This is a genomic window from Actinosynnema sp. NPDC020468, from assembly GCF_040642015.1.
Taxonomy (GTDB): Bacteria; Actinomycetota; Actinomycetes; order Mycobacteriales; family Pseudonocardiaceae; genus Actinosynnema.
In genome coordinates, this window is the sequence record NZ_JBFAEO010000003.1 from 137071 (window position 1) to 150691 (window position 13621).

A 13621-nucleotide genomic window follows, 5' to 3' on the forward strand; every position below is an offset into this window, starting at 1 on the left:
GGTCGCCGCGGTCACCGGGCCGCGCCGGCGACGTGACTCACCGCAGGGCGTCCGCGACCTCCTGGGCGGCGCGGACGACCTGGGGGCCCACGACGTCGCCGTCGAGCTTCTCCAGGGCCACCACGCCCACGCTGGCACGCAGGCCGGGCACCCCGCGCACCGGCGCGGCCACGCCGAAGGCGCCCGGCTGGAGTTCGCCGGTCGAGTTCACCCACTGCCTGCCCTCCATCGACAGGCCGATGGCCTTGCCCGCCGCGCCGCGGTGCACCGGGTGGCGCGAGCCGACCCGGTAGGCCACGTGGTAGGCCGTCCAGGACGGTTCGACCACGGCGACGGCCTGGGCCTCGGTGCCGTCGGCCACGGTCAGGTGGGCGGTCGCGCCGACGTGCTCGGCGAGCGTGCGCAGGGCGGGCTGGGCGGCCAGGCGCAGCTGCGGCAGCACGTTCGACGCCAGCCGCAGCACGCCGAGGCCCAGCCGCACCTTGGAACCCTCGCGGCGCACCAGGCCGCGCGACTGCAACGGCACCAGCAGCCGGTACACCGCCGCCCTGGACGCGCCGATGGCCGCCGCCAGCTCGCTGATGGACGGCGCCTCGGACTCGGCGTCCGCCACCGCCTGGAGCAGGGCGAGGCCCCGTTCCAGCGTCAGGGAACTCTCCTTCGACGCCGGAACGGGGAGCCTCGGCCGGGGTTCCGGTCTCACTTCCTACCTCTCGTCGACGGGCCGCACCGTGCCGACCACCTCGGCCAGGCCGACGAGCGAGCCGTCCTCGCCCGGGGCCGTGGCGGTGATCCGCACCGTGTCGCCGTCCTCCAGGAACGTCCGCTCGACCCCGTCCAGCGCGATCGGCTCGGTGCCGCCCCAGCTCAGCTCCAGGAAGGAGCCGCGCTCGTCGCGGGACGGACCGGACACGGTGCCCGACGCGATCAGGTCACCGGGCCGAACGGTAGCGCCGTTGGACGACAGGTGCGCGAGCTGCTGGGCGAACGAGAAGAACATCTCGCGGAACGGCGGCCGGGACACCCGCACGCCGTTCCACTCGACCTCCAGCGCGAGGTCGAGGCCCCACGGCTTCTCCTCCACCAGGTACGGCAGCACGTCGCCGTGCGGCGGCGCGACCCTGGCGACCGCGAACGCCTCCAGCGGGGTGATCCACGCGGCGACCGAGGTGGCGAAGGACTTGCCCAGGAACGGGCCCAGCGGCACGTACTCCCAGGCCTGGATGTCGCGCGCGGACCAGTCGTTGACCAGCGCCACGCCGAACACGTGGTCGGCCGCCTGTGACGGGGTCAGCCGCGAGCGGACCGGGCCGCCGCAGACGAACCCGACCTCGGCCTCGATGTCGAGCCGCTGCGACGGGCCGAACACCGGGCCCTCGGGGGTCTTGCGCTGACCGCTGGGCCGCACCACGTCCGTGCCGGAGACGACGACGGTGCCCGCGCGGCCGTGGTAGCCGATCGGGATGTGCGTCCAGTTGGGCAGCAGCGGGTCGCCGTCGGGGCGGAAGATCCGGCCGACGTTCTCCGCGTGGTGCCGCGACGAGTAGAAGTCCACGTAGTCGGCGACCCGGAACGGCAGCACGGCGTCGTCCAGGCCGACCAGCGAGGCGCCGCGCGGCGCGGACACGGCCGTGGCCAGTTCCACCACGCGGGCGCGCAGCTCGCTCCACACGGGCCGGCCGGCGGCCAGCAGCGGGTCGAGGGAGTCCGCGGCCACGAGTTCACCCAGTCGGGGACCGAAGTGGTCCGCCAGGGGGCGCAACGGCAACGCCTGGTCACCCACGCGCACCGCGATGCCCGCCGGGATCACCCCGTAGGGAAGGGTCTGCGGTCCGAACGGGGCGTCCGCCCGGAACTGCGGGTCGTCGATCCAGCTCACAGCAGCCCCAGCTCTTCGAGGTCGGTGATCGGCTCGTCCAGTGAGCACGAGCCGTAGGACGCGAACACGCCGCGGACCGCGTGGGCGGCCTGGTCGGACAGCGACCGGGCCTCCTCGCCGAGCGCCGCCGCGTCGGTGGCGCCCAGCGCGTCCCGGACGTCGCCGCCGGAGAGCGCACGCGCGGTCGCGACGAGCAGGTTGAGGAAACCGTGGTGGGTGAAGCCGGTCTTCTCGTCCGTGTAGCGGACGGCGTGGTGCAGGCCGGCGGTCGCCTTGAAGGCCACCCCGCCGCCGCTGACCACCGCGAGGAAGTCCGCGACCTCGTCCAGGCTCGGGAAGTTCTCCCGGCTCAGACCGCCGCAGCGGAGCTTGGGCCAGCTGCCGTGCTCGATGACGCGACGCACGCCGTCGAGCCACTCGGCGCCGCCGCGCCGGGGTTCGACCACGCGGATCACGTCCTCGGGCACGAACTCCGAGACGCGTTCCAGCCACACCTCGTCCACGTCGGACGGGGCGGGCATCTCGACCATCCGCAGGGCCAGCAGCTCGCTGCGCGACTCCACGATCGACACGGCTTTGGGCACACCCCCCAGCCCCGTGTCGATGACCAGGGACAGGGCGATCGGCTTCACCGGCTTGACCTTGATCAGCTCGGTGATCAGCTCGGCCAGCCGCGAAGCGGGACACAGGAAGAGACCAACCGCACCGGCCCACTCCCCGACGCGCGCGTCGAGGTGACCGCGTACCGCGTCGGGCATCGTCGCGTTGCCCGGCGGGAACAGCGCGGCGTCGTCGACGAGCCGCGCGAGCAGGGGCGGAGTGCCGCGTGGACCGGGCGCACGGAGTTCGAAGGCGCTTGACACGGCTGACACGCTAGTGGCGTACCGGTCAATGAACAAAGATGTCCGACTATCGAACGCCGGAGTGAGACGATGGCGTACTACCGCCAGGTCGGGGAAATCCCCCGAAAGCGCCACACGCAGTTCCGCACACCGGAGGGCGGGCTGTACGCGGAAGAGCTGATGGGCGTCGAGGGCTTCTCGGCCGATTCGGCACTGCTCTACCACCGCCACCTGCCGACCGCCATCGTGGACGCGGTGACCGTGGCGGACGACCGGGGCCCGCTCGAGCCGAACCTCCCGCTCAAGCCCCGCCACTTCAAGACCACCGACCTGACCTGGGACGACGCCGACGCGGTCACCGGTCGCCGACGGCTGTTCGGCAACCCGGACGTGACGATCGGGTTCGTCCGCGCGTCGGTCGCGAGCCCCCTGTACCGCAACGCGGCGGGCGACGAACTGCTCTACGTCCAGGAGGGCGAGGGCGTCGTGGAGACGATCTACGGCGCGCTGCCCGTGGGTCCCGGCGACTACGTCGTGCTGCCGACCTCGACCACCTACCGGGTGGTACCCGAGACGCCGCTGAGCCTGCTGGTGCTGGAGGCGACCGGGCACATCGGGCCGCCGAAGCGCTACCTGTCGGCCAAGGGCCAGTTCCTGGAGCACTCGCCGTACTGCGAGCGCGACGTGCGCGGACCCGTCGAGCCGCTGCTGGTCGACGGCGAGGACGTGGACGTGCTGGTCCGGCACCGCGCCGGGCTCACCCGGTTCACCTACGCGAACCACCCGTTCGACGTCGTCGGCTGGGACGGGCACCTGTACCCGTGGGTGTTCAACATCCGGGACTTCGAGCCGATCACCGGGCGCGTGCACCAGCCGCCGCCCGTGCACCAGACCTTCGAGGGCCCGAACTTCGTGGTGTGCTCGTTCGTGCCGCGCAAGGTCGACTACCACCCGCTGTCGGTGCCGGTGCCCTACAACCACGCGAACGTGGACTCCGACGAGCTGATGTTCTACGTCGGCGGCGACTACGAGGCGCGCAAGGGCTCGGGCATCGGCATCGGGTCGCTGTCGCTGCACCCGTCGGGCTGCACGCACGGTCCGCAGCCGGGCGCGGTGGAGGCCTCGCTGGGCGCCGAGGCGTTCGACGAGACCGCCGTCATGGTCGACACGTTCCGGCCGCTGGAGCTGGGCGAGGCGGCGCTGGCCGGCGAGGACCCGCGCTACGCGTGGTCGTGGTCGCGCCGAGGCCCCGACCTGGACTGATCCCGGAATTGTCGGTGCCCGTCCGTACTCTCCGCAGCCATGGACGCACAGGCGGTTCTGGAACTGGCTCCGGACAGCGGGGTGGCGGGCGCCGCCACCAAGCTGGCCGGGTCTTCCGGCTGGTCGGGGCTCGGTCGCGACCCCGAGGCCCTGTGGGGTTTCTGCAAGGGCAGCGGCCGGACCCCGTACGCGGTGGTGGTCGACCTCGGCGACCGGGCGGCGAAGTGCAGCTGCCCGTCGCGGAAGTTCCCGTGCAAGCACGCGGTGGCGCTCCAGCTGGTCGACGCCCGCTCGCCGCTCGAGCCGGGCACCGCGCCCGACTGGGTGACCGAGTGGCTGACCAGGCGGAAGGCGGGCGCGGCCAAGGCCGTCGACACCTCGCCCGAGGCGGTGCAGCGGCGGGCGAAGGCCAAGGAGCGCACCGCGCGCAGTCGTGAGGGCGCGGTGCGCGCGGGCGTCACGGGTCTGGCCGACTGGCTGGGCGACGTGGCGGACGCGGGCATCGCGGGCCTGCCCGGCCGGGACGCGGCGTGGTGGCACTCGATCGGCGCGCGGATGGTCGACGCGCAGGCCAAGGGGCTGGCGTCGGCGGTGGAGGAACTGCGGGCCGTGGTCGCGGCCGGCGGCGCGCACTGGGCGCACGACGCGGCCGACCGGCTGGGCGGCCTGCACCTGCTGACCCGCCTGGCGGCAACCGACACCGACCTCGTGCGCCGCCGGCTGGGCTTCTCCGTGCCGGAGGAGGAGGTCCGCGCCGGACCGGGCCTGGCCGACCGCTGGCTGCCGCTGATCCGCCTGGACACCGACGACGGCCTGGTCCGCACCGTCCGCCAGTGGGTGTGGGGCCGCGCGCACGGCTGGTTCGTCGCGATCCGGCACGCCGGCGGCGGCGCCCGCCCGGCACCCCCGCTGCCGCACGGCGTGGAGTTCGAGGGCGTCCTGCACCCGTACCCGGGCTCGACCCGGGTCGCGGTGGGCGACACCCGGACCGAGACGCCGGCCGGTGCGGTGCCCGCGCCCACGACGTGGCGGGCCGCCCTGGCCGGCCTGGAACCGGCTTTGCGCGCCGACCCGTGGCAACGCCTCCACCCGCTCGCGTGCGGCCCCGTGCGGGCGACCGCGACCCACCTGGTGGACACCGAGGGCCGAGGCCTGCCCGTGCGCCGCGACCTGCCGTGGGATCGGGCCCTGGCCCTGACCGGAGGCGCGCCCTTCACGACCTACGGCCTGTGGACGGGCCACGAGTTCCGCGTCGGCGCCACCGCCCTCCCCGACCGCGCACCGGAGGTCGTGTGACCACCCCGCCCCGCGCCCTCGAGCCCGCGACACCCCGCCCGGTCGGCCCGCACCTGCCCGCCGCAACCCGCGGGACGGGCGGAGACGTCGCCACCTCGACCCGGCCGCTGCCCCCTCGAACGCCCGCGCCTCAGGCTCCGGCCCCTCGGGCCGTGACGCCACACCGCGCGCACCGACCCGACCCGACCGACAACCCGAGAAGGCCAAACGGCGCCGGCCCGGCCTGCCCACTGCCGTCCGACCGGACGCCCGCGCCACGAAACCCGGCACACCGGGCCACCGCACCACGCCACGCGCACCGACCCGACCCGAGCGACAACCCGAGAAAGCGAAGCAGCGCCGGCCCGGCCTGCCCACCACCGCCCCACCGGACGCCCCCGTCACGAACCGCGGCGCCTCGGGCCGTCGCGTCCCGACCGGAGGTGGGGCGGTGAGCGTGCGGGAGGAGTGGGAGGCGGCCGTGCAGGCGTTGTTGGTGGGCGCGTCGCGGTCCGGGACGTCGGCGGGCGAGTTGCTCGACCGGGTGGCGGTGTTCGGGCCGGCCGCGTTCGGGGCGTCGGTGCCGGCGCTCGTGGACGAGGTGGCGTTGCCGGTGGCGGCCGCGGTCGCGGACGTGCAGGCCGGAGAGGCCGCGCGGGCCGTGCTGTCGGAGATCCTCGCGCTGGACGACCAGGTGCTGCTGACCGAGTGGTGCGGCATGGCCAGGGCGGCCGGTGTGGTGGCCGAGCACCGCGAACTGCCCGCCCTGCTCGGCCTCGGCACCGCCCACCCGGGCCTCAGGCAGGCCGTGACGGCCGTTCTGGGCGCCCGGGGCCGCTGGCTGGCCGGCGTCCGCCCCGGTTGGTCCTGGGCCGCCACAGAGGGCGCGCGCGAGGTCGACCTCGCGGCCGTCATGGACCTGCCCGTCGCGACCAGGGCCGCGCACCTGCGGCGGGCCCGGCTGGACGACCCGGCGGGCGTCCGGGCGTTCCTCGACACCGAGTACGACCGCCAACCCCGCGCGATCGACCGGCAGGCGGTGGTCGGCGCGCTGGAGGCCGGGCTGTCCGACGCCGACGAGCCGCTGCTCGAGCGGGCGTTGGACGACCGGGCCGTCGGCGTGCACGACGAGGCGCTGCGGTTGGTGCGGCACCTGCCGTCGTCGCGGCTGGCCGAGCGGGCCGCCGACCGGCTGTACCGGGGGCTCTGGCGCACCGCCGACGGGTTCGACGTGCAGTCCGACGAGCTGTGGGCCGACCGCGCGCCCGAGCCGGACGAGGCGCGGGACCTGCTGCGCGACGGGTCCGAGTCGGGGATCGCGGGCCGGATCAGGGGCGCGGCGGCGAGCGTGCCGCCCGGGCACTGGACCGACCGGCTCGGCGAGGACGACGCGGGCGCGGCGCTCGTGCTGGAACGCGGGCCGTGGGCGGCGTCGCTGCTGCGGGGCGTGGCGCAACGGCTGAACCTGGCCGTGGACGCGCGGCCGTGGGCGGTCGCCGCGACGAGGTCGCTGACCGGCATGGAGCAGCTGGAGATGCTGGCCGGGCTGCCCGCGGACCTGGCCGCGCGCACCGTCGTCGAGGTGTCCCGGCAGTGGAACTACGACCTGCTCGACCACGCGTGCTCCCAGCTGCCCGGCCCGTGGTCGGCCGAGGCGACGGCCGCGCTGCTCACCCGGTACGCCGGGATGCGCGACCCGAGGTGGCGCGCCGGGCGCCCGCCCGCGGTGCTGCTGGCCCGCGGCGACGCCGAGGTGCTCGGCGCGCGGTGGGACACGATCACCGGGCGCTGGCCCGAGCACACCAGCGAACTCGACACCCTGCGGCTGCGCATGCGGTTGCGCGTCGCGTTCACCCCGAACCCCACCGACCGGGAGGACACCCCGTGACCACCGAAACCGTGCTGCGGCCGGCCGCGGAGCGGCAGTACGCCGCCGAGTTGACCGCGATCGCGGACGCGGACGACCGCCCGCGCCCGCCGCGGTGGCGGATGTCGCCGCAGGCCGTCGTGAAGTACCTGCTGGGCGGCACGCTGCCGGACGGCACGGTGATCGCGCCGAAGTACGTGGGCGACCGCCGGCTGGTCGAGGTCGCCGTCGGCACCCTCGTCACCGACCGGGCGCTGCTGCTGGTCGGCGTGCCGGGCACGGCCAAGTCGTGGCTGTCCGAGCACATCGCGGCGGCGGTGAGCGGCGATTCGACGCTGGTCGTGCAGGGCACCGCGGGCACCGGCGAGGACCAGGTCCGGTACGGCTGGAACTACGCGCGGCTGATCGCCGAAGGCCCGTCCGAGGCGGCCGTGGTGGCGAGCCCGGTGCTGACCGCGATGCGCACCGGCGCGGTGGCCAGGGTCGAGGAGCTGACCCGGATGCCCGCCGAGGTGCAGGACTCGTTCATCACGATCCTGTCCGAGAAGACGCTGCCGATCCCGGAGCTCGGCACCCAGGTCCAGGCCGTGCCGGGGTTCACCGTGATCGCGACCGCGAACGACCGGGACCGCGGCGTGAACCAGATGTCCTCGGCGCTGGCCCGCCGGTTCAACACGGTCGTGCTGCCGCCGCCCGCGACCGAGGACGACGAGGTGGCGATCGTGTCGAGCCGGGCCGCGCAGCTCGGCAAGGCGCTGGAGCTGCCCGCCGAGCCGCCCGCGCTGGAGGAGGTGCGCCGGATCGTGCGGATCTTCCGCGAGCTGCGCAACGGGTCCACTGTGGACGGTCGAACCCAGCTGAAGAAGCCGAGCGGCAGCCTGTCCACGGCCGAGGCGATCTCGGTCGTCACCAGCGGGATGGCGCTGGCCGGGCACTTCGGCGACGGTCGGATCACCGCGGACGAGGTGGCGTCGGGGCTGCTGGGCGCGGTGGTGAAGGACCGGGTGTCGGACACGGCGGCGTGGCAGGAGTACCTGGAGGCCGTGGTGAAGGAGCGGTCGGAGTGGCGCGACCTCTACCGCGCGTGCCAGGACCTGGTGGGCTGATGACCCGTCCGCTTCCCGACCGGGTGACGCTGCTCGGCATCCGGCACCACGGTCCCGGCTCGGCCCGGATGGTCGTGGCGGCACTGGGGGCGCTGCGACCCGAGGTCGTGCTGATCGAGGGTCCGCCCGAGGGCGACGCGCTGCTGGCGCACGTCCGCGACCTGACCCCGCCGGTGGCGCTGCTGCTGCACGACGAGGCGGACCCGGCGCGGGCCGCGTTCTGGCCGTTCGCCGAGTTCTCCCCGGAGTGGCAGGCGATGACGTGGGCGGACGCGAACGGCGTCCCGGTGCGGTTCTTCGACCTGCCGGCGGCCGTGTCGCTGGCCGACGAGGAACGGGACGGCGAGGAGCCGCGGGCCGTGGTGGACCCGCTGGGCACGCTCGCCGAGGCGGCCGGGTTCGACGACCCGGAGCGCTGGTGGGAGGACGTGGTCGAGCACCACACCGACCCGCGCGGTCTCGCCGAGGCGGTGGTGGAGGCGATGACGGCGCTGCGCGAGGAGTTCGCCGACCAGGTCGACGCCCGGACGCTGCGCCGGGAGGCCCGGATGCGCCAGGGCGTCCGGGACGCGCTGAAGTCGACCGCCGGCCCGGTGGCGGTGGTCTGCGGGGCGTGGCACGTGCCGGCGCTGCGCGACCTGCCGCCCGCGGCGGTGGACGCGGCGGCCCTCAAGGGGTTGCCGCGCCGCAAGGTGTCGGGCACGTGGGTGCCGTGGAGCCACGGCCGGCTGGCGTCCTCGTCCGGTTACGGCGCGGGCGTGACGTCACCCGGTTGGTACGCCCATCTGTGGGAGACCGCGGCCAAGGGTGACGGCGTGGCGCGGTGGTTCGCCCGGGCGTGCTCGGTACTGCGGTCGGAGGACCTGCCGGCGTCGACGGCGAGCGCGGTCGAGGCGGTGCGGCTCGCGGACACGCTCGCGGCCCTGCGCGGTCGGCCGACGCCGGGGTTGTCCGAGGTGACAGAGGCGGCGCTGGCCGTGCTGTGCGGCGGCGACGAGGTGCCGCTGAGGCTGGTGCACGAGCGGTTGGTGATCGGCGAGCGGTTGGGCGAGGTCGGCGAGGGCGTGCCGCGGTCGCCGCTGGCGGTCGACCTGGACCGGTTGCGCCGGAAGCTGCGGATGCCGGCACCGGCGTTCGTCAAGCCGATGCGGTTGGACCTGCGCAAGGACGTGGACCGGGAGCGGTCGAAGTTGTTGCGGCGCCTGGAGGTTCTCGGCGTGCCGTGGGGCACGCCGGACACGACGCGGACGCTCGGCACGTTCGCCGAGGCGTGGCAGCTGCACTGGAAGCCGGAGTTCGCGGTGGCGCTGGCGGGCGCGGCCAGGCACGGCACGACGGTCGAGGGCGCGGCGCGGCACGTGCTGGTCGAACGCGCGGCGGCGGCGGGCCGGGTGGTCGAGGCGGCGGAGGTGCTGAACCGGTCGGTCGGCTGCGAGATCGAGGCCGCCGTCACGGCGTCGCGGCTCGCCCTGGACCGCTGCGCCGCGGCCGCGACCGACGCGCTGGAACTGCTGGCCGCCCTGCCGGACCTGGCCACCACGGTCCGCTACGGCTCGGTCCGCGGCACGGACCCGGAGTTGTTGCGGGTGGCGCTGCACGGCCTGCTCGCGCGCGGCGCGGTCGGTCTCCCGCTCGCGTGCCGGAACGTGGACGACGACACCGCCGAACGCGCGCTGGCCGCGGTGGACGGCGCGGACGACGCGGTCCGGCTGGCCGCCGACGACGCCCACCGCGGCACGTGGCGCAAAGCCCTGGCCACGCTCACCACCATGCCCGACGCACACGGCCTCCCCGCCGGCCGCGCCACCCGCCTGCTGTGGGAGGAGGGCGTGCTCGACTCGTCCGAGGTGGCGGTCCGGCTGCACCGCGCGGTGTCCCACCACGCGGGCGCCACCGCCTTCGTGGCGGGCTTCCTGCGCGGCTCGGCCGCCCTGCTGGCCGCCGACCCGCGGCTGTTCACCGTGGTGGACGAGTGGCTGACGGGCCTGTCCCCGGCCGACTTCGACGCCGCACTGCCCCTGCTGCGCCGCGCGGTGACCGAGTTCAGCGCCTCCGAACGCCGCCTGCTGGGCGACCGGGTCAAAGCCGGCACCGCGCAGGGCGGCAGCCGGGCCGAGGACTGGGACGAAGCCCTCGCCACCCGCCTCGCCGACCACGTCCGCGCCCTCCTGGCGGACGCGTGACCACTCCCTCCACCACGAGCACGGACGAGGACACATGACCGCGGAGGCCAACGTGGACAGCACGGCGGACGAACGGGCGCGGCGCTGGCGGTTGCTGCTGGGCGGGGCCGCGGGCGACGGGTTGACCGCGCTGGGCGAGGACGACCGGCGGCGCGACGCGGCGCTGACCGGGTTGTACGGGGGCGATCCGGTCGACGCGGGCGGGAAGCGGAGCGCCGGGTTGGGCGGCTCGTCGCCGGTGCTGCACCGCTGGCTCGGCGACGTGCGGACCTACTTCCCCTCCTCCGTCGTCCAGGTGATGCAGCGGGACGCGGTGGAGCGCCTGGGGTTGCGGCAGTTGTTGCTGGAGCCCGAGTTGCTGTCCGGTGTGGAGCCCGACGTCAGCCTGGTGGGCACCCTGGTGTCGCTGTCCTCGGCGATACCGGCGCGCACCAGGGAAACCGCGAAGATCGTGGTGGGCAAGGTGGTCGAGGACATCGAGCGGCGGTTGGCCGACCGGTTGCGCGCGGCGGTGCACGGCGCGGTCGACCACTCGCGACGGACCCGGCGGCCCCGGCCGGCCGATGTGGACTGGAACGCGACGGTGCGGGCGAACCTGCGGCACTACCAACCCGAGCAGCGGACCGTGGTGGTGCAGGACCTGCTCGGCCGGCAGCGGCGCAACCGGAGCGCCGCGCTCAAGGACGTGGTCCTGCTGGTGGACCAGTCGGGCTCGATGGCCGAGTCGGTCGTGTACTCGGCGGTGTTGGGCGCGTCGTTGGCGACGTTGAAGAGCGTCGACACGAAGCTGGTCGTGTTCGACACCGAGGTGGTCGACCTGACCGAGCAGCTGGACGACCCGGTGGACCTCCTGTTCGCCACGCAGTTGGGCGGTGGCACGGACATCAACCGCGCGGTCGCGTACGGGCAGTCCCTGGTCCGCAGGCCGGCCGACACGGTGCTGGTGCTGATCAGCGACCTCTACGAGGGCGGTGTGGCGCGGGAACTCCGCCGCCGGGTGCGCGAACTCGTGCAGAGCGGCGTCACGGTCGTGGTGCTGCTCGCGCTCTCGGACAGCGGCACCCCCGCGTACGACCACGAGCTGGCCGCCGCCCTGTCCGACCTGGGCGCGCCCTCGTTCGCCTGCACCCCGGACCGCTTCCCGGACCTGCTGGCCACCGCGCTGCGCAAGGAGGACGTGGCCGCGTGGGCCGAGCAGGCCGGCATCCCGGTGGGTCGGTGACGCCGGAGCTAGCGGATGACCACCCGGCCGAGGATCAGGAACGGCATGCCCCGGGTCAGCACGACGACCCGGCCGCGCGCGTCGGGCCCGGCGAGCCACACCTGCCCGTACCGCCGCACGTACTCCCGCACCCGCTCGGGCATCTCGGGCAGCCGCAGGAACGTGCGGTCGGACCCGGCCGCCTCCAGGAACGCCTGCCGCCCGACCCGGGTCCGCCCCGGCACGAACGTCACCGCCTCGGCGTGCCACGGGTACGAGCCGAGCAACCGCCGCACCGCGCGCCGCCCGGCCAGGTGCCGCAACCCCGGCACGGCGAACTCCAGGCACAGCGGGAGCAGCAGCAGCACCCACCGCGACCCGAGCCACCCCGACGCCAGCCACACCACGACACCCGCGACCACCGCCGACCCGACGAACGCCGCCGCCCTGCGGTCCGCCCTGGCCAGGCACCTCCGGGTCCAGTCCTCGCCCACCACGCTCACGCCCTCCACCAAACCAGGTGCGGGCCGGGTAGCCGGGTCGATCACCGGCGAAACGGGTCACACCTCACCCGGGTGACCGCCCGGCGGACCGCGCCGGGAACAGCCGGGGCACGCCGCGGAAGGTCACGACCGAGTGCCCGTCGCGGTCCGGGCCGACGTACCAGGCGCGCCGGTGCCGGTTGATCCGTCCGCGGCTGATCGGCCCGGCGGTCACGTCGAGCACCAGCTCGGGCTCCCCGTGCACGACCAGCCGTCCGCCGCGCCAGTGCACGCGCGCGAACCGCCACGGCTCGTCGGCCATCACCGGCGGCACCCGGCGGCGCGCCATGCCGAGCCCCAGCACGACCACGGAGAAGACCAGCAGCATCAGGGGAACCTGGCCGGGCACGTGCCCGAGGAAGATCAACAACAGTTGTCCGACGAAGGCGATCGCGCCCAGCACGACCCACCCGAACGCCCGCCGCCCGGCGATCTCCAGGCAGTGCCGCGTCCAGGCGTCCTCCATCGCCACCCCGTCGGTGGACGGCCCGCCACCCAAGTCCGATCTCACCCCGCGCCCAGGCTAAAACCGCCGGCACCCGCCGGACATCCGCCAACCGGACCCCCGCGCACGGCGCCGGGATGACCGACCGGCGGACTCGGGGTGCCGGGCGGGCGAACCCGCGGGATCCTGGCGGGGGTTTCGCGGAGGCGGCCCGGCAAGTTAGGGTGACCTAAGTCGGGGAGGTGAGGCGGTGAGCGAGAACCGTCGACCGCCGGCTCCGCCACCGGCGGAGCGCGCGCGGACCATGGCCGCACGGGGCGGGCGCGCCGCGTTGCTGCCCTCGGACGGCACGGACGACCGGGTCGTGCCGCTGCTGCACCACGTGCACCCGGGCGGTCGGACGACCGTGCTGCTCGACGACGACCACCCGCTGGTCGGCGCGGCGCGCAGGGCCGAGCTGACCGCCGTGCTGGAGATCGCCGACCACGCGCCGGTGCCGCTGCGCGAACCGGTCCGCGGCCTGCTGTGGATCACCGGCTGGATCCGCGCCCTGGACGTCGAGGAGGGTCGCCGCGCCGCGCTGGAGGTCGCCGACGCCAAGCCGGACCCGAGGCTGCTCGACGTCGGTCACGGCGCCGCGGTGCTGACCCTGGACCCGGCGTCCCTGGTGGTCGCCGACGCCGAGGGCACCGTGTCGCTGCGCCCGGAGCTGTTCGCGGCCGCCGTGCCGGACCCGTTCTGCGCGCACGAGGACCACTGGCTGCGGCACCTGGAGCTGTCCCACCGCGACGTGGTCGGGCTGCTCTCCCAGCACCTGCCGGAGAACCTCCGGGGCGGTCACGTCCGCCCGCTGGGCCTGGACCGGTTCGGCCTGCGGCTGCGGGTCGAGGCGGCGGAGGAGGACCACGACGTGCGGATCGCGTTCTCCCGCCCGGTCGCGACCGCCCAGGAGCTGTCGGTCGAGCTGCGCAGGCTGATGGGCTGCCCGTTCCTCGCGCAACGCCGTTAACCTCCACGG

General features: G+C 75.1%; 12 protein-coding genes. 7 read left to right on the plus strand and 5 right to left on the minus strand.

Translation table 11 applies throughout. From position 1 onward, the window contains the following. Positions 1-37: 37 nt before the first annotated feature. From AB0G50_RS04295 to AB0G50_RS04305, 3 genes are read right to left on the minus strand one after another with little or no spacing between them, the layout of a single operon-like run. Positions 38-703, minus strand: a complete 666-nt coding sequence (locus tag AB0G50_RS04295; RefSeq protein WP_360102106.1) for a helix-turn-helix domain-containing protein — start codon at positions 701-703, stop codon at positions 38-40. A gap of 3 nt (positions 704-706) precedes the next feature. After that, a complete protein-coding gene (locus AB0G50_RS04300; protein WP_360102108.1) occupies positions 707-1879 on the minus strand; it encodes a fumarylacetoacetate hydrolase family protein in 1173 nt (390 codons plus the stop codon). Continuing rightward, entirely contained in the window at positions 1876-2742 is an 867-nt protein-coding gene (locus AB0G50_RS04305) for a hypothetical protein (protein WP_360102110.1), read from the minus strand. Before AB0G50_RS04305 ends, AB0G50_RS04300 begins: the two co-directional genes overlap by 4 nt. 69 nt (positions 2743-2811) lie before the next feature. On the opposite strand from AB0G50_RS04305, the gene AB0G50_RS04310 reads away from it, so the two are divergent. From AB0G50_RS04310 to AB0G50_RS04335, 6 genes are all read left to right on the plus strand, one after another. Beyond that, positions 2812-3984 (plus strand): homogentisate 1,2-dioxygenase, encoded by a 1173-nt coding sequence (locus tag AB0G50_RS04310; RefSeq protein ID WP_360102112.1) that lies wholly within the window; start codon positions 2812-2814, stop codon positions 3982-3984. A gap of 39 nt (positions 3985-4023) precedes the next feature. Next, positions 4024-5280: an SWIM zinc finger family protein gene (locus AB0G50_RS04315; protein ID WP_360102114.1), complete on the plus strand. Its 1257-nt coding sequence runs from the start codon at positions 4024-4026 to the stop codon at positions 5278-5280. A gap of 430 nt (positions 5281-5710) precedes the next feature. After that, positions 5711-7147: a DUF5691 domain-containing protein gene (locus AB0G50_RS04320; protein ID WP_360102116.1), complete on the plus strand. Its 1437-nt coding sequence runs from the start codon at positions 5711-5713 to the stop codon at positions 7145-7147. Next, the gene (locus AB0G50_RS04325; RefSeq protein ID WP_360102118.1) at positions 7144-8232 is read left to right on the plus strand and encodes an AAA family ATPase; all 1089 of its coding nucleotides are present in this window, start codon (positions 7144-7146) and stop codon (positions 8230-8232) included. Before AB0G50_RS04320 ends, AB0G50_RS04325 begins: the two co-directional genes overlap by 4 nt. Then, entirely contained in the window at positions 8232-10415 is a 2184-nt protein-coding gene (locus tag AB0G50_RS04330; protein ID WP_360102120.1) for a DUF5682 family protein, read from the plus strand. Before AB0G50_RS04325 ends, AB0G50_RS04330 begins: the two co-directional genes overlap by 1 nt. A gap of 34 nt (positions 10416-10449) precedes the next feature. Then, positions 10450-11637 (plus strand): VWA domain-containing protein, encoded by a 1188-nt coding sequence (locus tag AB0G50_RS04335; protein ID WP_360102122.1) that lies wholly within the window; start codon positions 10450-10452, stop codon positions 11635-11637. Positions 11638-11645: 8 nt separating this feature from the next. On the opposite strand, the gene AB0G50_RS04340 is transcribed toward AB0G50_RS04335, so the two are convergent. Both AB0G50_RS04340 and AB0G50_RS04345 read right to left on the minus strand, forming a co-directional pair. Continuing rightward, positions 11646-12119 carry a hypothetical protein gene (locus AB0G50_RS04340; RefSeq protein WP_360102124.1) on the minus strand — a complete coding sequence of 158 codons (474 nt, stop codon included), beginning with the start codon at positions 12117-12119 and terminating at the stop codon, positions 11646-11648. A gap of 64 nt (positions 12120-12183) precedes the next feature. Then, the gene (locus AB0G50_RS04345; RefSeq protein ID WP_360102126.1) at positions 12184-12669 is read right to left on the minus strand and encodes a hypothetical protein; all 486 of its coding nucleotides are present in this window, start codon (positions 12667-12669) and stop codon (positions 12184-12186) included. 184 nt (positions 12670-12853) lie between these two features. Here AB0G50_RS04345 and AB0G50_RS04350 point away from each other — a divergent pair, with 184 nt between their 5' ends. Then, a complete protein-coding gene (locus tag AB0G50_RS04350; protein WP_360102128.1) occupies positions 12854-13612 on the plus strand; it encodes a DUF2470 domain-containing protein in 759 nt (252 codons plus the stop codon). The last annotated feature ends 9 nt before the right edge of the window (positions 13613-13621 follow it).